Annotated in this window: 19 protein-coding genes; 14 read left to right on the top strand and 5 right to left on the bottom strand. The window is 60.9% G+C overall.

Features of this window, described 5'->3' with window-relative positions; translation table 11 throughout:
- The first annotated feature begins 25 nt into the window (after window positions 1-25).
- The 7 genes from DDD63_RS08465 (at window position 26) to DDD63_RS08440 (ending at window position 6524) form a co-directional block, all read left to right on the top strand.
- A complete protein-coding gene (locus tag DDD63_RS08465; protein WP_164505505.1) occupies window positions 26-1594 on the top strand; it encodes a GTPase domain-containing protein in 1569 nt (522 codons plus the stop codon).
- Window positions 1509-3326, top strand: coding sequence for a GTPase (locus DDD63_RS08460; protein WP_205647217.1), 1818 nt, complete (start codon window positions 1509-1511; stop codon window positions 3324-3326). Before DDD63_RS08465 ends, DDD63_RS08460 begins: the two co-directional genes overlap by 86 nt.
- 97 nt (window positions 3327-3423) lie before the next feature.
- Complete coding sequence (locus DDD63_RS13200) at window positions 3424-3552, top strand: hypothetical protein (protein WP_276308073.1); 129 nt, start codon at window positions 3424-3426, stop codon at window positions 3550-3552.
- Between the two features lie 193 nt (window positions 3553-3745).
- On the top strand, window positions 3746-3994 hold the full coding sequence (locus DDD63_RS08455; RefSeq protein WP_164505503.1) for a single-stranded DNA-binding protein: 249 nt from the start codon (window positions 3746-3748) through the stop codon (window positions 3992-3994).
- A complete protein-coding gene (locus DDD63_RS08450) occupies window positions 3952-4341 on the top strand; it encodes a single-stranded DNA-binding protein (protein WP_125482483.1) in 390 nt (129 codons plus the stop codon). The genes DDD63_RS08455 and DDD63_RS08450 overlap by 43 nt, the downstream gene beginning before the upstream one ends.
- A 180-nt stretch (window positions 4342-4521) precedes the next feature.
- Window positions 4522-6204 (top strand): energy-dependent translational throttle protein EttA, encoded by a 1683-nt coding sequence (ettA, locus tag DDD63_RS08445; protein ID WP_108715997.1) that lies wholly within the window; start codon window positions 4522-4524, stop codon window positions 6202-6204.
- A gap of 11 nt (window positions 6205-6215) precedes the next feature.
- On the top strand, window positions 6216-6524 hold the full coding sequence (locus DDD63_RS08440; protein ID WP_108715996.1) for a hypothetical protein: 309 nt from the start codon (window positions 6216-6218) through the stop codon (window positions 6522-6524).
- Here the strand turns inward: DDD63_RS08440 and DDD63_RS08435 are convergent.
- Together DDD63_RS08435 and DDD63_RS12500 are read right to left on the bottom strand one after the other, a co-directional pair.
- Window positions 6507-7055 (bottom strand): hypothetical protein, encoded by a 549-nt coding sequence (locus tag DDD63_RS08435; protein ID WP_164505374.1) that lies wholly within the window; start codon window positions 7053-7055, stop codon window positions 6507-6509. The two genes, DDD63_RS08440 and DDD63_RS08435, sit on opposite strands and share 18 nt — an antisense overlap.
- A 22-nt stretch (window positions 7056-7077) precedes the next feature.
- The gene (locus DDD63_RS12500; RefSeq protein ID WP_205647216.1) at window positions 7078-7281 is read right to left on the bottom strand and encodes a macro domain-containing protein; all 204 of its coding nucleotides are present in this window, start codon (window positions 7279-7281) and stop codon (window positions 7078-7080) included.
- A gap of 394 nt (window positions 7282-7675) precedes the next feature.
- Between DDD63_RS12500 and DDD63_RS08425 the strand changes: the two genes are divergently transcribed.
- From DDD63_RS08425 to pflA, 4 genes are all read left to right on the top strand, one after another.
- Window positions 7676-8452 carry an SDR family oxidoreductase gene (locus DDD63_RS08425; RefSeq protein WP_108715994.1) on the top strand — a complete coding sequence of 259 codons (777 nt, stop codon included), beginning with the start codon at window positions 7676-7678 and terminating at the stop codon, window positions 8450-8452.
- Window positions 8453-8952: 500 nt separating this feature from the next.
- Window positions 8953-11094: a formate C-acetyltransferase gene (gene pflB / locus DDD63_RS08415; protein ID WP_240611231.1), complete on the top strand. Its 2142-nt coding sequence runs from the start codon at window positions 8953-8955 to the stop codon at window positions 11092-11094.
- 49 nt (window positions 11095-11143) lie between these two features.
- On the top strand, window positions 11144-11395 hold the full coding sequence (grcA2, locus tag DDD63_RS08410) for an autonomous glycyl radical cofactor GrcA2 (RefSeq protein ID WP_108715991.1): 252 nt from the start codon (window positions 11144-11146) through the stop codon (window positions 11393-11395).
- Window positions 11396-11403: 8 nt separating this feature from the next.
- A complete protein-coding gene (gene pflA / locus DDD63_RS08405) occupies window positions 11404-12270 on the top strand; it encodes a pyruvate formate-lyase-activating protein (protein WP_108715990.1) in 867 nt (288 codons plus the stop codon).
- A 106-nt stretch (window positions 12271-12376) separates the two neighbouring features.
- Here the strand turns inward: pflA and DDD63_RS08400 are convergent, their stop codons facing one another.
- The gene (locus DDD63_RS08400; RefSeq protein ID WP_108715989.1) at window positions 12377-13291 is read right to left on the bottom strand and encodes an acyl-CoA thioesterase domain-containing protein; all 915 of its coding nucleotides are present in this window, start codon (window positions 13289-13291) and stop codon (window positions 12377-12379) included.
- A gap of 479 nt (window positions 13292-13770) precedes the next feature.
- On the opposite strand from DDD63_RS08400, the gene malQ reads away from it, so the two are divergent.
- The 3 genes from malQ (at window position 13771) to DDD63_RS08385 (ending at window position 17486) form a co-directional block, all read left to right on the top strand.
- Complete coding sequence (gene malQ / locus DDD63_RS08395; RefSeq protein ID WP_108715988.1) at window positions 13771-15915, top strand: 4-alpha-glucanotransferase; 2145 nt, start codon at window positions 13771-13773, stop codon at window positions 15913-15915.
- Between the two features lie 335 nt (window positions 15916-16250).
- Window positions 16251-16490 (top strand): PTS transporter subunit EIIB, encoded by a 240-nt coding sequence (locus tag DDD63_RS08390; protein ID WP_108716708.1) that lies wholly within the window; start codon window positions 16251-16253, stop codon window positions 16488-16490.
- Window positions 16491-16751: 261 nt separating this feature from the next.
- Complete coding sequence (locus DDD63_RS08385) at window positions 16752-17486, top strand: PTS glucose transporter subunit IIA (RefSeq protein ID WP_108715987.1); 735 nt, start codon at window positions 16752-16754, stop codon at window positions 17484-17486.
- Window positions 17487-17750: 264 nt separating this feature from the next.
- Here DDD63_RS08385 and pepN read toward each other — a convergent pair whose 3' ends face one another.
- Both pepN and DDD63_RS08375 read right to left on the bottom strand, forming a co-directional pair.
- Window positions 17751-20312 carry an aminopeptidase N gene (gene pepN, locus DDD63_RS08380; protein ID WP_108715986.1) on the bottom strand — a complete coding sequence of 854 codons (2562 nt, stop codon included), beginning with the start codon at window positions 20310-20312 and terminating at the stop codon, window positions 17751-17753.
- Between the two features lie 211 nt (window positions 20313-20523).
- A complete protein-coding gene (locus tag DDD63_RS08375) occupies window positions 20524-20952 on the bottom strand; it encodes a hypothetical protein (RefSeq protein WP_108715985.1) in 429 nt (142 codons plus the stop codon).
- Window positions 20953-21196: the final 244 nt, after the last annotated feature.

Here is a 21196-nt window from a genome sequence, read left to right as displayed (position 1 = left end):
CTGCAAAGTGGCGGAGAATAGGCGCGTGAAGTCTGCAACCACGCATCGCGATTTGGTCGATCTTGTCGCACGTACCATTTCTGCGCTGGAGAATGCCCGGCTGCCGCTCGACATGCCCGGTTCTCGCGAACTCTCTGAATCGCGCCAGCAGCTCCTCACGCAACTCAAGACGCGTATCCTCCCGCACCTGCGCCAAGCGGATCTGCCAGCAGTTGTTGTACTCGGAGGGTCGTCGGGAGCTGGAAAGTCCACCATTTTCAACTCGATTTTGGGCGAGGAGGCATCGCCCGCCTCGGTGCTACGACCGACAACACGTTTTCCGGCGATCGCCGTGCACCCATCTAACGCTGCGGCGATGGAGGATCACGCGCTCCTTGAGATGGGCAAGGTCGTAGTCAGTGAAGGCGCAGTTCCGGGCATTGTGCTAGTAGATGCCCCGGACCTGGACTCCGTGGATGCCGGGAACCGGGAGCTTTCGCGGCGGTTGCTGGACGCCGCCGATCTCTGGGTGTTCGTGACGACGGCAGCCCGGTACGGGGATGCTCTGGCGTGGGATACCCTGGCAGACGCACATCGTCGCGGAATGACAACCGCAGTCGTCCTCAACCGTATCCCCGAACGAGCCTTGGAAGCGGTGCGCAGCGACCTGCTTAGCCGTATGGAAGCGACAGGGATCGGTGAGGATCCATTGATGCTGATCAACGATGCCGGGCCACATGAAGGCTTGCTGGAGCCGGAGGACGTCGCGGTGTTTCGGGAGTGGCTCGAGGTTATCGCTGCCGCGAAACTGGGCACAGCACTGGTAGACCGGACAACGCAGGCCATGCTGCCGGAGCTGCGACGTGAACTGCTCGACCTGTCGGAGGCGGTGGAGTTGCAGGCGGCCGCAGTCCAGGACTTGGCGGAGAAGGCGCGGCAAGCCGCCGAGGAACCACGGAGCAGAGTTGCATCAAACGCGCGCCTGGGACGCTACGGCCATGGCGCACCAACCACATCGTGGTTGTCCTTCGCTTCTACTGGCGGCGCACTGGCGTCACTAGCGGCCGGTGAACGTCCGGGGCTACTGCAGCGACGGCGCAAGGTGGAGCGCGACGCCGCTGCAGGTTCCGTGTTCGATGGCGTCCTCACCTCCATTCGCGTGGGGCTCAACCAGGCGCTAATTTCCGCGGATGAAGCGATCCAGAAGGTGTGGGGCGAAACCGTTGTGCAGACTGTGGAGTACCGGGAGGAAGGGCATAAGCGGCTTTCGGTGCGCGGAATTGTTGCCGATGCCGTCTCGCAGTGGCATTCTGACCTTACAGTGATGGCACAAACAGTACCGGACAATCCGTGGTTGACACCCTCGGGCGTTGCGGCGCTGCTCGGGTCCGCGGCAGGCGGTGTTGGGGGAGCCGAGCAGGCGCTTCGTGTGTTGGGAGTTGCCGAAGTTCTACGCCCTGCGCGTGAAAAACTGGCGGAGCGGCTGGAAGGTGCGGTGGATCAAGCCGCGGCGGCATACACTTCTGTACTTGACGAGATTCCCATTGGTAACGGCCGTCAGTTACGTTTGCGTGCCAGTGAATATCTCGCTCAGAATCAGGCAAAGGGGGCATGAGCACGTGGCTGACAATGGCGATCTGGATGCGGTGCCGGAGGATCGGGCTGCAAAGGTAGACGGGCCGGGTGAGGGGGCCGTGGGCGTCGACGAGGAACTTGCATCTAATGCCGAGGAATTCGCCGGGGCAGCAGATCGAGCGGATACCGGAACGGAAGAGGCCTCTCTCGCCGACGACGCCGAGGGTGACGTCGATGGTCAGAACGACGCGGAGGATGACACTCCAGTCGCACCCGCGAACGATACTGAAGAATCGGGCGATGATGACGCCCGTGGAGTGGGCGGGCCGATTACCGGACGCGCCAGTGTTGCCGATGTGACGGAGCGTTTGGAGAAACTGGGCTTGGCGGTTGAAGCCGGCGGTGAGTGCATCGACCCGTTCTTGGCGGCGCGTGTGCGTAAGGAACTGCTGGGCGCTCAGGAGCGCCTAGGCGCGGGCATTGGCCTCACCGTTGCCGCGTTGGCCGGTGGTACTGGATCCGGTAAGTCAACGCTGTTCAATGCGCTGACAGAGCTGGACTTTGCCGATGCGGGGGAAATCCGCCCGACAACGGAACAGGCGACGGCCTGTGTGTGGAATGCCGATGCCACGAAGCTCTTGGATATGTTGGGCGTTAGCCCGAATCGGCGGATTAACCATGAGTCGATTCTCACGGCGGGTCGGGACTCCATGGATGGGCTCGTGCTACTGGACCTGCCCGACCACGACTCGATTGCCGTGGGGCACTCGATGATGGTTGATCGGCTGTTGCCGATGGTTGATGTGCTTGTCTGGATACTCGATCCACAGAAGTACGCCGATCATCTCATTCACGAGTCATACCTGGCTGCGATGCGGGCACGGAAGGACCATATGATCGTGGTCCTCAATCAGGTGGATACCATTCCGCCCGCAGGCTATGACGCCTTGGTGGCCGATGTGATTCGCCTGCTGGAGGAGGACGGCTTGGAGGGCGTTCCGGTCCATGCGGCATCGGCGTTGAATCACGAGGGCTTGGAACCGATTCGGCAGGCCTTGCGCGACGCCGTTCAAACTACGGAGGCCGGCATTGCGACCGCTCAAGCCGAGTTGGACGCGATACGACGTCGCCTGGCCGTAAGTGTGGGCGACGGCGAGGCGGAACTGGACGGCGAGGTGGTTGAGGCGACGAACGAGCAGATTGTCAGTGCCTGTGGTATTCCCGCTGTCGTAGAGTCCTTGCGGCAGGCGGGGCGTACGTTGGGGCAGAGTGCCATTGCCAAACCGGAACGGCCCGCTGCCTCCATGGTGGTTGCGGCGCGTGACGCATGGTTATCACATGTGCGCACCGGATTGCCTGCACGGTGGCAGGATGCGGTTGCGGAGGCAATTCCCGATCCGGATCGCGTGCGGCGAGCAATCGCACTCGCGTTACGGGGAGTGCCGGTGCCAGCGGTGTCCCGTAAGCCCACCATCGTTCTTGGAGTGCTCGGCAGCCTGCTCGCTGTTGTCGGCATTGTTCTTGCCATTATTGGAGTGCCAGTGAGAGTTCTGCCCGCGCGTATCGCTCTCGCGGTGGGAGGGCTGGCCCTTGGTGCGGTGTTGTGGGTCGTGGGCTTGCGCATGCAGGCAACTGCGGGAGTTCGCTCCGCCGAGCAGTACGAGGCCGCCGCTACACAGGCGATTGCGCAGAGTACAAAAGAGACCTTGGTGGAAACCGCGGCATCCGTGTTGGACCGGCATCGGCTTGCCCGTGAAGCACTTGAGGTGTAACCCACTGGGGTCAGCCCCTAGGCCACGAACCCTCGTGCAAATGCTTGACGCGGATTTTGCATGGCGCGTGTGACGCACTGGGCCGCGGGGACTCGCGATGCCCGGCGGAGTCTTTGATGTTCTGGGCGTGGTCTGGGGTGAATCGTCGCTAATCGGATACGTACCCGATCAAATCATCCGCGAAGCTGCCGCATTGACCAGCGAGTTGGAATCGGATTGCCGTTAGTTCGTTGGCGCGGCGCGGTGCCGGAGTACGTACAAAACGGCAAACGAAGTGCTCACGCACGCGCGGCTCGCGATCCCCACAGGCACGGAAATGGTCTTGTTTTCCACAGCAGATCGCACCTTTCTTCCTTTCCAACCTTCAATCGCGGATGCTTGACCCGTGCCAAGTGGTAGGTACAGAAAGGAAGAACCCAATGTCTAATGAAACGCTTATCGCCATCCGCGGGTACGTCGGCGCAGATCCGACGGTGTTCAGCAACGCCCTCGGACGCACGACCTCACTCGTCCGCGTGGGTGTAACGCCGCGCAACTTCAGACGTGACACGCGTACTTTCGAGAACGGAACGACGTCCTGGTATTCGGTGCGGTGCTATGGCGACCTCGGTACGAATGTCGCTGAATGCGTACGGCGGGGCACCCGGTGCTGGTGCGTGGCAGGTTGAACACGCGTACCTGGACCGATAAAGAGGGGCATAACCATAGCGAAAACGTGATCGTCGCCGATGCCTTCGGCATCGAACTGAGTACCGGCCAGGCAAAATTCGTCAAGACACGGCAGAAAGCCCTCGATCCGGTTGACGGAGAGCCACGTGAGTCGGCCAGCAACACGGAACCATTACGGGCCTACCTGGAGGAGGAAGGCAACACGGGCACCGGTGGGAACGGGGACTCTAACGAACTGGATGGCGAGCAGTCCGCGCTCCAGCCGGTGTCGGCGGATTTTCCTGCGGAGGAGCAAAGTCAGAGTGGGCCCGATCCGGCGGGTAACCTGAGCGCCGTGATGGTATAGCGATATGCCGCAAGGATGCTGTGCGCACGCTGTTCACCGGCGGCGTGACGCAGGTGCGCCTCGATGGTGGTAGGAGCCTCACGCCGGTATTTTTCAACGGTTGGTGCCGGGGTTGTATCCTGTACGAGGGCCGTTTGCTTGCCCGGGCGGCCAGAGTCTTGATACAGCGGATGGAGAACAGTGGCAGAGTACATCTACCAGATGATTCACGCCTACAAGCGTGTCGGCGATAAGACGATCCTCGATGACGTGACCATGGCGTTTTATCCGGGAGCGAAAATCGGCATGGTTGGCCCGAATGGTGCGGGCAAGTCAACGATCCTGAAGATCATGGCAGGCCTTGACGAACCGTCAAACGGGGAGGCGCGCCTCAGCCCTGGCTACACTGTCGGCATTCTGCAACAGGAACCGCCGTTGGATGAAGAGAAGACGGTCCTGGAGAACGTGCAGGAGGGCCGGGCCGATATCATCACCAAGATTCATCGATTCAACGAGATCGGTGAACAAATGGCCGATCCGGACGCTGATTTCGATGCGCTGATGGATGAGATGGGCAAGTTACAGGCGGAAATTGATGCGGCCAATGCATGGGATCTGGACGCCCAGTTGCAACAGGCCATGGATGCTCTGCGTTGCCCTCCCGGTGACACTCCGGTGTCCGTGCTCTCCGGTGGCGAGCGCCGCCGCGTGGCCCTGTGCAAGCTGCTGCTGGAAGCGCCCGATCTGCTGCTGCTCGACGAGCCGACGAACCACCTTGATGCGGAATCCGTGCTTTGGCTGGAGCAGCATCTCCAGCAGTACGCGGGAGCGATTATTGCGGTCACGCACGACCGTTATTTCCTTGACCACGTTGCCAGCTGGATCGCCGAGGTGGATCGTGGGCGTCTGTATCCCTACGAGGGCAACTACTCCACGTATCTTGAAACCAAGCAAGCCCGCTTGGAGATTCAGGGCAAGCGCGATGCGAAACTGGCCAAGCGTCTGAAGGATGAGCTCGAGTGGGTGCGGTCATCCGCTAAGGGGCGCCAAGCCAAGTCCAAGGCGCGTTTGGAACGCTACGAGGAAATGGCTGCGGAGGCTGAACGCACCCGTAAGCTGGACTTCGAGGAGATTCAGATTCCTCCAGGGCCGCGGCTCGGATCCGTGGTGTTGGAGGCAACCGACCTCAAGAAGGGCTTCGGTGATCGCACCCTAATCAACGGATTGTCATTCTCCCTTCCTCGCAATGGAATTGTGGGAGTTATTGGCCCCAACGGCGTTGGAAAGACCACGCTGTTCAAGACCATCGTCGGCCTCGAGCCGCTGGACGCCGGGACGCTGAAGATCGGCGAGACGGTGAAGCTCTCCTACGTCGATCAGAACCGAGCGGGAATCGACGGGGAGAAAACCCTGTGGGAAGTGGTATCGGACGGGTTGGACTACATTCAGGTGGGCAATGTAGAAATGCCGTCGCGTGCCTACGTCTCCGCCTTCGGTTTTAAGGGGCCGGACCAGCAGAAGAAGGCAGGTGTGCTCTCGGGTGGAGAACGCAACCGCCTGAATCTGGCTCTGACCCTCAAACAGGGCGGGAACCTCCTGCTCCTCGACGAGCCGACCAACGACTTGGATGTGGAGACCCTCTCCTCGCTGGAGAACGCACTGCTTCAGTTCCCAGGGTGTGCCGTGGTCATCACGCACGACCGCTGGTTCCTGGATCGTGTCGCTACCCATATCTTGGCTTACGAGGGTACTGATGACGATCCGGCGGCCTGGTACTGGTTCGAAGGTAATTTTGAAGCCTACGAGAAGAACAAGGTCGACCGATTGGGGCCGGAGGCAGTTCATCCGCATTCGGTGACCTACCGCAAGCTAACGCGAGACTGAAGGACAGGCCAATGCGGATGCTCATGGCAATGCAGGTATTGACGGCGGCCGCCACACGCGGGGAAGAAGATGTGCCGTCCGCAGGTGAAGGCCTGATGTACAACATCCTCAGGTTCGACTTCTGGATCGCAGGTATCGCGATCACCGCCATCGTGATTGTCTGCGTTGTCCACCTCATCCGGAACCGGAACACACCGGAAGCGAACTCCGCGGAGCCGCCGGTTTATCCCAGCGATAAGGAGAGCTCTGAGTCGGCGTTCCTAGCTGCGCCAACTGCTCCCAGTGCGCAGGGCGACCACGAGTCACGGCGAACCCCGTGACTCGCGGTCAGCACCCGCTATCGGTCGGTACTCGTGCAGCGCCTTCAACGGCTCTGGTGGATTGACGGGCAACGTGATTGCGTGGCCCGTCCGGCACACGCCGATGCGGACAACGGTCGACGACGCGGATGGCGGTGGGACCCCGCCTATTCGGCGGTTCCACGAAGGTTGCTCAGCAGTTCCGCCAAGTCGGTGGTCAACAGCAGCGCGCGGTCGACGATCACCTGCGGGGTGAAGGCCTGACCAAGGTTTGCACACATAGGTGGCATGCGGATTTGCGGCGGTTGATCGCCAGAAGGCGTACTTGATAATACCTGGTGTATTACCACCGACACTGAGTTCTAAGTACATCACCCGCCCCTCGGCGTGGCGTTGCAAGAAGTCGCGGTAGCGAGCTGCCGCATCGTGCCAGCCGTCGTCTTCCACGAAGGTGTCATCGGCACGCAGATTCGTCGTCATCAACTCGCCGCAGCGTGGGCAGAGGGCAAGCAGTCGGCTGGGCACCCGCAGGTCGCTCTGTTCGGCAACCATGTGGCGCACAATTTCCTCATTGTCATAAGTAGGTGCGTGGCACGGCACAGAACATTGCGGACCGTTTCGACGGCCATTTGCGCCGCCTCTTGGTGGGGAAGTGGAATTCACCGGTTGAGATGCAGCTGAACATGATCGAGCCGAGCTCGTGATCCAGCGTGAGGGGCAGACAGGAGCGGTAGCAGGCGGCGAGTTGTTCGTGGGGCGCGGTAATGACGCGGTCCACCCATCGCTCCTTCACCTGCGGGTGGCCCGAACCTCGCGCATCGAGCCCAAGGAGAGACCGATCATCACGCCTCTACGTGCGGCGCCCGTCGCGCGGCTCCATGCCAGCCTCCTCTCTGCCGTGTGCGCGCTGTGCGCTGCCGGACAGCGAGGGACTAATGGCCGACACCGTGTGGCGGCATGTTTCCGCAAGTGCTAGCAACCTAGAGAAGAGAACCCTTACAACTACCGGTGTCGGATTCGTCTGCTCGGCATAAGTGGGCCCACATAGAGGGTCGGCGCCACCGATGTGGCGAATACTCGGAACAGTGATCGAAATGACTGCCCTTTGCTAGCCGTTTCGGCACACCGAAGAACCGACCACAACATTGCCGATCCCAACGGAGGGAATTCACGTGAACCGCAACTACTTCGATCTTGCCGGCCGTGTCGCCATCGTTACCGGATGCTCAGCCGGCCTCGGCGTGCAGATGGCCAAGGCCCTGGCCAGTGCGGGTGCCACCATCGTGGCGGTGGCACGCCGCAAAGAGCGTATCGACGCCGTCGCCAAGGAGATCGCCGACGAGTTCGGCGTGCCGACTCTCGCAGTGCGCTGCGATATCACCGATACGGTCGGCGTCGATGCCATGGTTGATACAGTCCTTAGCGAGTACGGGCGTGTGGATATTTTGGTGAACAATGCGGGTACCGGAGCAGTAGACAACGCTGAGGACATTACTGACGAGCAGTTCGAGAACGAGATGCAAATCGATCTCTTCGGCACCTTCCGTGTGGCCCGCGCCGTGGCGAAGAAGGCCATGATCCCCGCCGGTTACGGTCGGATCATCAATATCGCCTCCATGTATGGTCTTGTCGGCAATATGGTTGCCGGTTCCGCGCCATACCATGCGGCAAAGGGCGGTGTGGTCAATTTAACGCGTGCACTCGCTGCGGAGTGGGGCAAGCACGGCATTACGGTCAACTCGATTTGCCCGGGTTACTTCTATACCGACTTGACCACGGAGACCCTCGACTCAGACTTCTTCCAGCAGCACGCGAAGGCGAGCATTCCCGAGCAACGCTACGGCAACGAAGGGGAGTTGGATACGGCAGTGCTGTTCCTGGCCTCTCCTGCTTCCAGCTATGTCACCGGTGTGCCGGTTCCAGTGGACGGAGGGTACACCGCTATCTGAGCCGATCCAGCGGCCAGGCACGCACCACACGACTCGGTCAAGCACCTGCCACGTTTCGGCCAGGCACGCGCGGCACCTACCCGTCGATTAACGCTTTGACGGTGGGTGCCGCGGCCTCGGCCAGGCACGCGCGGCACCTACCCGTCGATTAACGCTTTGACGGTGGGTGCCGCGGCCTCGGCCAGGCAGGCGTGCCGCCGTACCGCCTCGGCACCGCTCCCGCGCCCCGTACATCTGCGTCTCGATGGACCGCGACGCGCAGACCTCTGAGGTGGAGCAATCTCACATAAGCTGTGTCGCAGGGATGATAAATGGCGTGGATACAGCAAAGGAGTGTGTATGGCCTAACCGCGATCAGCCTGAAAAGGGGATCAAAGCGAGCAGTGTCACAGCATTTTTCGGCGTAATGGTGGACAATAGTCCTAGTCGGCCGCTTCGGTCGTATATGGTCATGTGGTCGGCGTACATGGTCATTTTGATCAAGACAAGAGAAACCCTTCATGAGAGGTGAAGCAATGGAGCGTACCGAGGAAGCCGTTGAGTCCTCTGTCGAACAGGCATGGGCTGGCTTTACTACAGGTAACTGGACGGAGAACATCGACGTCCGCGATTTCATCCAGAAGAACTACAGTCCCTACGAAGGCGATGCGTCCTTCCTAGAAGGAGCGACGGCGAAGACGCTCCGCCTCTGGGACACCCTTGAGAAGGACTACCTGTCGGAGGAGCGGAAGGTTCGCATTCTCGATGTCGATACCCACACTCCTGCCGATATCGATGCTTTCCCGGCCGGCTACATCAGCGATGACGACGACGTCGTCGTTGGCCTGCAGACCGATTCCCCGCTGAAGCGGGCCATGATGCCGAACGGCGGCTGGCGAATGGTTGAGACGGCGATCCGTGAAGCCGGGAAGGAAGAAGATCCCGAGATCAAGAAGATCTTCACCAAGTACCGCAAGACACACAATGACGCGGTCTTCGATATCTACACACCGCGCATTCGCGCCGCGCGTTCTTCGCATATCATCACCGGCCTGCCCGATGCGTACGGGCGTGGCCGTATTATCGGTGACTATCGCCGTGTTGCGCTTTACGGCGTGGACCGCCTCATCGCGGATAAGGAAACGATGCGCGACGCGGTGGTTGACCAGCCTTTCTCCGAGCATTGGGCACGCTACCGCGAAGAACACTCCGAGCAGATCAAGGCACTCAAGAAGCTGAAGAATATGGCGGCTTCATACGGGTTTGACATCTCTGGCCCGGCAAAGAATGCCCGTGAGGCTGTGCAGTGGACTTACTTTGCCTACCTCGCCTCCGTGAAGAGCCAGGACGGCGCTGCCATGTCGATCGGACGGCTTTCCGCCTTCTTCGACATCTACTTCGAGCGCGACCTCAAGGCGGGCACACTGACCGAGGCGGAGGCACAGGAACTTATTGACAACATCGTCATGAAGCTGCGTATTGTCCGCTTCCTGCGCACGATCGCTTACGACCAGATTTTCTCCGGTGACCCGTACTGGGCCACATGGTCGGATGCGGGATTCGGCGATGACGGTCGGCCGCTGGTCACCAAGACGTCTTTCCGGCTGCTGCAGACCCTGCGCAATCTCGGTCCCGCGCCGGAGCCGAATATCACGATTTTCTGGGATGAGAATCTTCCGGAGGGTTACAAGAAGTTCTGCGCCTCGATTTCGATTGAGACCTCGGCTATTCAGTACGAGTCTGACGGTCAGATCCGCGAGCACTGGGGCGACGACGCCGCGATCGCGTGCTGTGTTTCGCCGATGCGTGTGGGCAAGCAGATGCAGTTCTTCGGCGCGCGTGTCAACGCCGCCAAGTCGCTGCTGTACGCCATTAACGGCGGCCGCGATGAGATGACCGGCAAGCTGGTCGTTCCCGACCACGAAGGCGTTGTGGGCGACGGCCCGCTTGACTTCGACGATGTGTGGCAGAAGTATGAGGAAATGCTCGACTGGGTGGTCGGCACGTACGTCGAGGCTCTCAACATCATTCACTACTGCCATGATCGTTACGCCTACGAGTCGATCGAGATGGCACTGCACGATTCCGAGATCACCCGCACCATGGGTTGTGGCATTGCCGGCCTGTCGATTGTTGCCGACTCGCTGTCCGCCATTAAGTACGCGAAGGTGACCCCGGTGCGTGACGAGACCGGGCTCGTCGTCGACTATGTAACGGAAGGCGACTTCCCGAAGTACGGTAATGACGACGACCGCGCCGATGACATAGCTGCCACGATCGTGCACACGATTATGAGTAAGATCCGTGAGATCCCGATGTATCGGGATGCCATTCCGACCCAGTCGGTTCTGACCATTACCTCTAATGTGGTCTATGGCCGCAACACCGGCTCGTTCCCCTCGGGGCATGTCAAGGGAACACCGTTCTCACCGGGTGCGAACCCGGAGAATGGCATGGATACGCATGGCATGGTCGCCTCCATGCTCTCCGTTGGCAAACTGGACTATAACGACGCGTTGGACGGCATCTCGCTGACCAATACGATCACCCCGTCCGGTCTGGGCCGCAACAAGGAAGAGCAGGTCACCAACCTGGTCGGTATCCTTGATGCCGGATTCGTCCCGGATGAGTCCTGCGCCGTCGATGCAACCAAGGGCGACTGAGTTTCGTTTACAAGACACTAACCAACAGTTAAAGAAAAGGAGCCGGAACATGGCAACCAAAACATACGAGGAGCGTCTGGCCTCAATGAAGGCGGCGCGCGAGAACGAGGGTGGCGTGCAGGGCCTGTACCACGCCAACATTAACGTTCTTGATCGTTCCACCCTCGAGGACGCAATCGAGCACCCGGAGAAGTATCCGAACCTGACGGTTCGCGTGTCCGGTTACGCGGTGAACTTTGTTAAGCTCACACGCGAGCAGCAGCTGGACGTGCTCTCCCGTACCTTCCATCAGTCCGCCTGAGGTTTTCAATGCCCAATGCGGTAATGGCGGCCGCCGGCGACCAGGACTTCCTGGCCCCGGCGGCCCGTCTGCAGGGAGCGGGGGCGGATGGCCTCGTCGAACTCACCGATCTGGAACGCGCGGATCGGTTGGCGCGTATGCGCGCGGGCACGCTGGGCTCGATTCATTCGTGGGAGCTCGTTACTGCGGTAGACGGCCCGGGTACTCGTTTGACGATCTTCCTCAACGGGTGCCCGTTACGATGCCTGTATTGCCACAACCCGGACACCTTCCTGATGCGCGACGGGCATCCGGTGGAGGCCGATGAACTGCTGCGGCGGATGAAGCGCTACCGGCGGGTGTTCGCTACAACCGGGGGAGGGATCACTCTCTCCGGTGGTGAGGTGCTTATGCAGTCGGCTTTTGTCGGCAAGTTGCTACGCGGCGCCAAGGCCATGGACATCCACACCGCTCTTGATACTTCCGGTTTTTTGGGGGCGAACGCCAGCGATGCGATGCTTAACGACGTCGATCTTGTGCTGCTCGACGTGAAGTCTGGCGACGAGGAGACCTACAAGAAGGTCACTGGGCGCATGCTGCAACCCACGATTGCCTTCGGGGACCGCCTGGCCGAGCGTGACATCGAAATCTGGGTCCGGTTCGTCTTGGTCCCCGGGCTGACCGACGATCCAGACAATATCCGCAAGGTTGCGCAGATCGCTGGTCGGTGGCCATCAGTCAGCCGAGTGGAGGTATTGCCCTTCCACCAGATGGGCCGCGACAAGTGGCATAACCTCGGACTTGAGTACAAGCTCGAAGGCATCAAGCCTCCCAGCGCCCAGCAGACGGAAGAGGCACGTGATATATTCCGCCGGGCTGGCTTCAAGGTGTTTTGAGAGGCGCTAATCGTGCCTTATTTGGATGCTCGAACGTATCCGAACGCTCGGAAGCGCTTGAGTTCGCCGGTAGGGCAGTGGCTCTCATCCGGTCGCATGCCCTTGATCAGTCCTCCCGGTGCGTCACGGTGCGGACCCGTACCATTCCTTCTTGCGACATGGTGGCGATGTGGCGGCCATTTTGGAAGAATTTGGCGATAACAAGTCCGCGGCCATTCTGCGCGGACGGGCTCTCCAGATCGGCCAGGATCCAATCCGACATATCGAAGTTGCGATGCCACCAGATGGAATGATCCAGGGTTGCCAGCGAGGCGTCCGTATTCGCCCAGTGGAGACCGGTTGCCCGCATAACCGGCTCCAGCATGAATTGGTCGGCGGAATACCCCAACATGGCCCGCTGCAGAAGTTTTGACGAGCCTTCTGGCATCGGGGAACGTGTGCGTAACCAGATCTGTTGATGTGTGCTGTGGTCTTCGGCGGGGCGAATATAGATATCGCCATCAACATGGCGGAGGTCGACGGCGTTCGTGGTTGACATGACATGCCCCCAATGCGAATCCAACCCTGCAAAAAAATCAACCGAGGATGGCAGATATTCGGGTGCGGGAGCATCCGGCATTGGAGTGCGGAAAGATGGACCGGGCTGGTGCAGTTGGAAGGAAACGCGTGCCGTGAAAATGATGTGACCGTTTTGCAAGGCGGAGACGTTTCGAGTTGAGAAGGAACGTCCGTCATTAAGTTCTTCAACCATGAACTCGGTGGGTACTTCGACCCTGCCGGGGCGCAGGAAGGCCGCGGTGATTGAATGCGCGAGTCGGATTTCCGGGGCTACCCCCAAGGTGTCTGAAGCTGCGACGGTTGCCTGGGCAAGAACTTGCCCGCCGTAGACGCGGCCGCTGAGTTGTGGCATGTTGTTGCCGCGATAACGGTTATTTCCAAGGCGCTCCAGGCGCAGTGTATTGAGCACCGAGGCCAGTGGTTCGGTATCGACCGACGGTAGCTCGACGGTAGTGGACGACATGGAACGAGTCCTTCACGGTTGGCTAATAACGCCATCATGTTACCTAAAGGAGCGGCTAGAGGGTGTGGCCGAACGGCCCTTCTGACACGGAATTGCGCACATCTGTGCAAAATCTGTGGCGGAAAGCGCGATCCAGATGTTGTCTGGCGCCTCGCACATGCAAGCGGTCCGTGTGATGTCCGGGCCGCTCCGGCCCATTGGATGCTCAGCGGGCCGAAGAAGTTCCCGATGGTGTCAAGGAGCGTTTCTTGCATGGCAGAAGGACAAATGGTTCAGGATGACCGTGTGAAGGCCGGTGTTTCCTCGGCTCTGGGGCTGCCACAGACTACCTCGGGATGTAAGAAAGTTACCGGCCGTTGCGTGAACCGCTCAGATTGCAACGCGACTTGCCGCAGACCTTATGAAAAAGCTTGCGGAATCTGGCAAGATATTTCTGAACGTGATCGAAGACGTCCGTGCTATGACACAGAGGGAGCGTCATGAGGGAAAACGTCCCGGATCGGGAACTGTTATCTCAGCTGGCACACGCTTGCGGCGTGGAGACAGAGTATTGGTCCTATGACGGCAACTTAACATCGGTGGCCGACCATACACTCGTAGCCGTATTAGCCGCCATGGGAATTGACGCGACCACAGAAGAGAGCGCTCGCGCATCTCTGGCCGACGTCGATATGCAGCCATGGCACAATGTTCTTCCCGAGTGTACGGTGATTCGCCGTGACACCGAAGGCACTGTTGCTGCCCATGTGCCCGATGGGGCATCCGTAACCTTGACGGCGGTGCTGGAAGACGGCGGTCAACGTGCCCTGACCCAGCGGGATGACTACGTTCCCCCGCGGTATGTCGATGGCACACTGATTGGCCGGGCGAGTTTCACCCTGCCTGCAAACCTTCCGTTGGGTTACCACACGCTGCGCGCCAGCGTCATCACCTCCGCCGCGGTGGAGTCAGTCGAATACGACGCGCCGCTTATCGTTGTGCCGCAGCGTCTCCGACTGCCGTCCGAGCGTGGAGCCTCGGGTTGGGGCATCATGGCGCAGCTCTATTCCACGCGTTCGCGTGACTCGTGGGGTGTTGGAGACACAGCTGACCTGAAGGAGATGTGTTCCTTCTTCGGTGCGAGCGGGGGCGATTTCATCCTCATTAATCCGTTGCACGCAGCGGAACCGGTTGGGCATATGTCACCGTCGCCCTATCTACCCGTCACCCGGCGCTTCTTCAACCCGATTTACATTCGCCCGGAAGATATCCGCGAGGTCGCCTATATGCCGGCCGCTCAACGGGCATTGGTGCACTGGGCGGCGGAGAAACCGAAGGCTGCGTCGCTGCGTAACGAGAACATCGACCGCGATAGCGTGTGGGAATCCAAGCGGCGTGCCCTTGAGGTGATTTTCAACTTCGGGCGTTCGGACGCCAGACAACGCGCATTCGAGCGATTCCGTGCCGAGGAGGGCCAGGGGCTGGAGGACTTTGCCTTCTGGTGCGCGCTGCGTGAGAAGTATGGCGAGGAATTCCCGGAGAATCTGGCGCGGCCCGATTCCGCCTATGCGGCGAATGAGCGCCGCGAATTGGCTGGACGCATCGACTTCTATGCCTGGCTGCAGTGGATTATTGACGCACAGCTTGAAGACGCGCAACGCAGTGCGTGCTCTGCCGGCATGGCGTTGGGGATTTTCCACGACCTCGCCGTCGGCGTTCATCCGCATGGCTCGGATGTCTGGTCGATTCCGGAGGCTTTCGCGGAGGGCGTGGGCGTGGGTGCCCCGCCGGATATGTACAACCAGCAGGGCCAAAACTGGTCTCAGCCGCCGTGGCGCCCGGACTCGCTGCGCCGGATGGCCTACGCGCCCTTGCGTGACATGGCACGGACCGTACTGCGGCATGCCGGCGCGCTGCGGGTTGACCACGTCATGGGGCTCTTCCGCCTGTGGTGGATTCCCGATGGGCATTGCCCATCTGAAGGGACGTATGTGCGTTTCGATCACGAGGCTATGGTTGGCGTCTTAATGCTGGAGGCCCGCCGGGCGGGCGCCGTCGTCGTGGGAGAAGATCTTGGAAACGTGGAACCGTGGGTACGTGACTACTTGCGTGAGCGGGGCATTCTTGGTACCTCGGTGATGCTTTTCGAGCAGGAGAACGGCTACTTCAAGGAACCCGGTGCATACCGCCGCGAGGCTCTGGTAACCGTGGACACGCACGACCTTCCGCCGGCCGCTGGGTATCTGGCGGGTGAGCATGTCGATTTGCGAGAGAGCCTGGGGCTTCTGACGGAACCAGCAGAGAAGGTCCGCAATGATGCCGCTGCGGAACGGCAGCGATTGTTGGAGCGGCTGCGCCAGCAGGAGTTGGTTGGGGAGGACCCGACGGAGCGCGAGGTGGTCGAGGCGCTGTACCGCTTTATAGCGCGCGCACCCGCCGAAATGCTCGGCGTGGCGCTTGTGGACGCGGTGGGCGAACGGCGTGCGCAGAATCAACCGGGCACTGATCAGGAGTATCCCAATTGGCGAATTCCGCTGGCCGATGGCAGCGAGCAGGTGGTGCTGGTAGAGGACCTGCCCAATAACGCACGGTTGCAGTCACTGTTGGCAGCGTTCACGGCCGAGTTGCGGGCCGCGCGGCAATAGCAGTGTGTGCGGCCGCAGCCGGGTGCGGATGGAACCGCTGCGGCGCGTTTAGACCGGCTGAGGTGCGTTGGCGTGGCCGAGACGCGGTTAGGCCGGCGCAGGCGCGTTGGTACAGTTGGACCGGCCTCGGATTGTTGTAGGCCCGGGTGTTTGCTTGCACGCCCGCGTGGCGGCGGCCGGGACGGGTGGCGGGCAGTCGATGCAGTTGGGGCTGGCCCGTTATGTCAACGCGCTGGCCGGTGTTTCACCAGCTTGCGGGACGTGTCGCCCTCGGGCGGCTATCCTTGAAACTGAACAGCATCGACCCGCCCTGGCTGGCGGAGAGTGGAGCGGACATGGATATCAGGTCGGAAGAGCTGCTTGACGCTGTTGGCGGCAAAGACAATGTGAACAACGTAGAAGCCTGCATTACTCGACTGCGCCTTGAGGTTAAGGATCCGGAGAAGGTCAATGAGGACGCGCTGCGCAACGCGGGCGCTTTCGGGGTGGTTCTGCAAGACTCCGTCGTGCAGGTGGTGGTCGGCCCGGTGGCCGACAACCTTGGCGAGTCGATGACCTCGCTGTTGGACGACTAACCAGACCACGAGCCCTGCCAGTGACAGGCCTGCCGGCGAGTCACTGCCGCGCCCGGCGTAGGGCGTAACAGCGCGCGGCACATCTTCCGGCACGGTGGGCTGAGCCGCTGCGGCGCAGCGCCTGGAGTGCGTTGGCTGCCCTCGGTACTCGGGTGGGCATCAGGCACCCGCCGTTTTCGCCTTGGCGGCATTGCCGCCCCGTGGTATCGCGATGTCACCGGGCGACGATCTCCGCCATCAATTCGGACTTTGAAGGAAACAATGCGTCTACATCTTCTTGCGCCGTTGTCGGGCGATATTCGCGCCATGGAGGATGTGCCGGATCCGGTGTTTGCCGCTTCCATGGTGGGGCCCGGATTCGCCATTGACCCCTTTGCTGGTGGGTTGACGGTTGTCTCACCGTGTCGTGGCGTTGTTCGCCAGGCCAAACCGCATGGGATCGTCATTGAGGTGTTGGGTGACGACGGCGAAGTTTCCGAGTCCGACGACGGCGGGCGTGGTGTGCGCGGTGCCGAGGGCAGTGAACGTGGTGTGAACGGAGCCGTCGGCAGCGCAGGAAGCGAATCCGGGCGTCAGGCACCTGCCGCGATTCAAGAGACGGATGCCGCCCGGCCGGGCACAAGGTTGAAGCAGTTGGGAAACGACGTCGGCGAGCCGGGAGGCGAGACGGCGGCGCTGGTGGCTGACGCTGCGGGCCCGGGGACGGATGTTGCGGGCACGGAAACGCACGGTGCGGGCGTCGGGACGCTCAACGTGATCGTGCACCTCGGCCTTGACACCGTGCACCTGGCTGGAGAGGGATTCACCGTTCTTGTTTCCCCGGGCGACTGCGTCTCGGCGGGCCAGCCACTTGTGCTATGGAACACCTCGGTCGCGCAGCGGGCGGGATATTCGCTCTGTACGCCCGTTGTAGTGGTCGGGGCGCAGCAGGGTGACCTGCGCCTCCTGGCTGAGGGACGCGTTGAGGCGGGCACGCCGTTTTTTGAGGTGCAATAGCCATCCGCAGGGCGCCAGAGTCTTCCGTGCCGGTGAACAGTTCTTGAGCGCAAGGTATGCCAGGGGAAGCCCCAAGCCACAGGCAAAGGAAAGCGCAGTCCCCGCGCGCAGGTCATGCCGGGGCGAGAAGTGTCGGGAATTGCGAGAAGTGTCGGGTTTTTCGCGGAGTTTCTTGAAAAACCCGACACTTCTTAGCGTGGCAGCATTCACTTCTTAGTGCGAGCGCGCCCTCTCATAGGGCGACCGGTCCCACACGTGGTGCGATTACGCCCCTGCCGCGTCGACTTGCTGAGCGCGCAGTGCACGATGCGCTGCATCTACCACTTCGGAGACCAGCCGGACGCATGCCGGTGCAGTGCTCTCGGAATGCTCTGCCAGCCACGCATCTCCCAGTGCCACAAGGTCAACCCCCAGGTCGGTGCGACCCGTCAACTGCAAGGGGAATGCGTATTCCAGCATATTGGACGCGGTTTCCACCGTGTGGTTATCCCACTGTGCCTCGGCATCCGCAAAGTAGCGCTGCGCGTAAGGAACCAGTGATTCTGCTTTTGCCCGCGCCGATCCCAGGCAGAGATTCCGCTGCACGGTGTTACTGACCTCGTGCCCGGTGATATCGCTCCACACAGCCTCCCGCACGGCGGCGTCGGGTAAAGCTCCGCGAGCCTGGGCGGAGTAGATCTGCCCATAACTCGTGGTGTCGCGTTCGTATTCGGCAGCGATCTCCGCCTCGCCGATGCGCCCGGCCGCAGCCAGCGCTACGAGAATCGTCCACCGCACCTCGGCGTCGACGTCGTACCCTTCGGGAACGTTCACACCGTCGAGCCATCCGGCAATCAGGTCCAACTGTTCATCGGTCACCGCCAGCCTGCCGGCTGCCGCAGCGATCTGCAGCTGGTGATCCGAACCTGGGGCGGCCTGCTGAAGAATCTCGAACATGGTGTTGGCAACATCGAGCCGTAAGGCCTCCCGATGGGCGGGAGCCGAGTACAGATTTGTTGCGGTGACAATGTTATTCAGCGCCAGACGCAGTACGGTTCCGTCGGTTTCATCGCGGACCGCCTTCAGCGCAATCTGCAAGAAATCGGTTGCGGCGATCTCGGCGTCGCGGCACATATCCCAGGCGGAGAAGAACACGATGGAGCGCGCCAGATGATCGTCGAAGGCGTCAAGGTGCTCCACGGCGGTATTCAGTGACTGCTCGTCGAGGCGGATCTTGCCGTACGCGTGGTCGCCGTCGTTCAGCAGAATCAACGCCGGCCGCGGTTGACCGGCAAAATCGGGAACGGGAGTGAGCTCGCCGTCAATATCAAGTTGTGTGGTCAGTGTGCGCACAAGCTTCCCCTCGACGAGGTCGAACCCGGCGACGCCGATGCGGTGCGGCCTGAGAGAGGCGGGGCCATTGCCTGTTTGCACAATGGAGAGTTCGCTGACGACGCCGTCCCGCTCCGTGATGCTGGGGGAGAGGGTATTCGGCCCGGCCTCCTCTAGCCACAGCTTGGTCCAGGAGGAGAGGTCGCGCCCCGAGGCCACTTCAAGCTCGGAGAGCAAATCCTGTAAGGTGGCGTTCCCCCACGCATTCTTCGCGATGTAGCTACGCACGCCGGCCAGGAACTCCTCCTGACCCACCCAAGCAACCAGCTGCTTCAGCACGGAAGCACCCTTGCCGTAGGTGATGCCGTCAAAGTTGACCAGGACATCCTCGATATCGCGAATATTGGCGGCAATCGGGTGTGTGGAGGGCAGCTGGTCTTGGGCCAGAGCCCACGTTTTCTCGGATGCAAGGAATGTGATCCAGGCATCCGACCAGCGGGTGTTGCCAACGGCTGCCAGGTGGCTCATGTACTCGGCGAAGGATTCATTCAGCCACAGGTCATCCCACCACTTCATGGTGACCAGGTCACCGAACCACATATGCGCCTGCTCGTGCAGGATAGTAATGGCGCGGCGGTCAACCATGGCGGCGGTCGGCTTGGTGCGGAATACGTAGGATTCGACGATCGTCACATTGCCCGGATGCTCCATGGCGCCGGCGTTGTACTCCGGGCAGAAGATCTGGTCGTACTTCCGGAAGGGGTAGGGATGGCCGTAGTTCGCCTCGTAGAACTCGAAGCCCTGCCGAGTAATGGTGAAGATCTCCTCCGCATCCAGGTATTCGACCAGCGACTTGCGTGCCCACACTCCCAGCGGGATTTCGCGGCCATCGGTTGATTGATAGACCGCTCCGTCGACGCCGTCGTACGGTCCGGCAACGATAGAGGTCAGATAGGTGGAGATGCGCTCGGTGGGAGTGAAGCTCCAGCGGGCGACGCCGTCGCCAACCAGTTCTGGTGCAGGCGAGGGCGAGTTGGAGAAGACACGCCAGGAAGCCGGTGCGGTCACGGTGAAGGTGAAGTCGGCTTTCAGGTCGGGCTGTTCGAAGCAGGCGAAAACGCGGCGGGCATCGGCCACCTCGAACTGGGAGTAAAGGTAGACCTCGCCGTCGGCCGGATCAACGTAGCGGTGTAGTCCCTCACCGGTACGCGAGTAGTTCATGGTGGATTCCACGCGGAGGGTGTTGTGTTCCGCGAGATCGTTCAGCGCGATGCGGGAGTCCGCGAAAAGCGAGGTTGGGAGTTCTTGCCCGTTGAGCACGATGCGTTCAACGGACTCGGCTATAAGATCGATGAACGTTGAGGCCCCCGGCGTAGCGGAGAAATCGATCTCGGTGACCGATGGGAAGATTGTCTCGGATTCACCGGTCAGATCGAGGGTCACTCGATAAGATTCGGTGGCGACGAGGCTTGCGCGTTCCGCAGCCTCGGCACGTGAGAGGTTGGTGCCCGGCATGGGTATCCTTTCCAAAAATTCAGGCCCAGATATAGAACAAGGTCAAGCTTACGCGAAAGCGTGAGCTGCGGTTTGGGAGGTGTGGCTGGGGAGCTGTGGTGTGCGAGGAGCGGTGAGAACCGGAGGATCTATGACTCGAGTACCCAACGCGGCGGCTAGCCAGTTGCCGCCCACGGCTTGTCACAGTGCTGGTTCCGCTTCGGAATACCGACTACGGGCCGGTATCGGGTATGGGGGAGTGAGTGGCGGAGGCTTCGTCGGGGCACTGGATGGCGACGAGTGCCGAACCGTTGTCGGATCGTGTGGGATGTGATTCTAGGACGGTGATGGTGCAGCCGAGCACTTCCTCAGAAGAACCGACGGCGATCGTGGTATGAGTAGCATGGTTGCCGTCTCGAGCGAAACTGACACCAACATTCGTGGTACTTACGGACGTGACAACTATCGAGTAGTCGCCGAAATCGAGCGGGCCTCGTTCCGGTAGACTCATCGCTTGGTTGCGAAGTACTTCGATTTCGGGGCTCAGCTCCGGGGTGCCTTGCGGAAGCGGCCGCCAGAACACTACGTAGACGGCTGCTCCAATGATCACTGCGAGTGACGCGAGTATTGCGACCAGTCGTTTCTTCGTGAGGGTGACCATAGCGTGTCGTGTACCTTCCCGGTGAGTTGCGCAACTTGATCAGAGCTTAACAGCCCAGAGTTCTCACATGCCAGATTGTTTGTCTGAAAGCGGCGAAAGCGATTTCGAGGTCGTTGATACTCACGGATGTGTTTGATTTGGAGAAGTGGAAAGCGACCAGGAAGCTATGGCTTGATTTTTAGGTCTGTACTCGTGCGAGTCGGCAGCCGGGCGTGAGATGGCGGGTACCCAGATTCGGTTGTGA

It is taken from the genome of Actinobaculum sp. 313 (assembly GCF_003073475.1).
Taxonomy (GTDB): domain Bacteria; phylum Actinomycetota; class Actinomycetes; order Actinomycetales; family Actinomycetaceae; genus Asp313.
Note: the sequence above shows the minus strand (reverse complement) of the source record. Positions and strands in the feature narration are given on the sequence as shown.

Coding starts and splice junctions, on each gene's coding strand:
- DDD63_RS08385 (WP_108715987.1), top strand. CDS start 16,752: ATGCGTCTACATCTTCTTGCGCCGTTGTCGGGCGATATTCGCGCCATG.
- pflB (WP_240611231.1), top strand. CDS start 8,953: ATGAGAGGTGAAGCAATGGAGCGTACCGAGGAAGCCGTTGAGTCCTCT.
- DDD63_RS08435 (WP_164505374.1), bottom strand. CDS start 7,055: ATGGTTGCCGAACAGAGCGACCTGCGGGTGCCCAGCCGACTGCTTGCC.
- DDD63_RS13200 (WP_276308073.1), top strand. CDS start 3,424: ATGCCCGGCGGAGTCTTTGATGTTCTGGGCGTGGTCTGGGGTGAATCG.
- grcA2 (WP_108715991.1), top strand. CDS start 11,144: ATGGCAACCAAAACATACGAGGAGCGTCTGGCCTCAATGAAGGCGGCG.
- DDD63_RS08455 (WP_164505503.1), top strand. CDS start 3,746: ATGTCTAATGAAACGCTTATCGCCATCCGCGGGTACGTCGGCGCAGAT.
- DDD63_RS08400 (WP_108715989.1), bottom strand. CDS start 13,291: ATGTCGTCCACTACCGTCGAGCTACCGTCGGTCGATACCGAACCACTG.
- malQ (WP_108715988.1), top strand. CDS start 13,771: ATGAGGGAAAACGTCCCGGATCGGGAACTGTTATCTCAGCTGGCACAC.
- DDD63_RS08440 (WP_108715996.1), top strand. CDS start 6,216: ATGCGGATGCTCATGGCAATGCAGGTATTGACGGCGGCCGCCACACGC.
- pepN (WP_108715986.1), bottom strand. CDS start 20,312: ATGCCGGGCACCAACCTCTCACGTGCCGAGGCTGCGGAACGCGCAAGC.
- DDD63_RS08375 (WP_108715985.1), bottom strand. CDS start 20,952: ATGGTCACCCTCACGAAGAAACGACTGGTCGCAATACTCGCGTCACTC.
- DDD63_RS08450 (WP_125482483.1), top strand. CDS start 3,952: ATGCGTACGGCGGGGCACCCGGTGCTGGTGCGTGGCAGGTTGAACACG.
- pflA (WP_108715990.1), top strand. CDS start 11,404: ATGCCCAATGCGGTAATGGCGGCCGCCGGCGACCAGGACTTCCTGGCC.
- DDD63_RS08390 (WP_108716708.1), top strand. CDS start 16,251: ATGGATATCAGGTCGGAAGAGCTGCTTGACGCTGTTGGCGGCAAAGAC.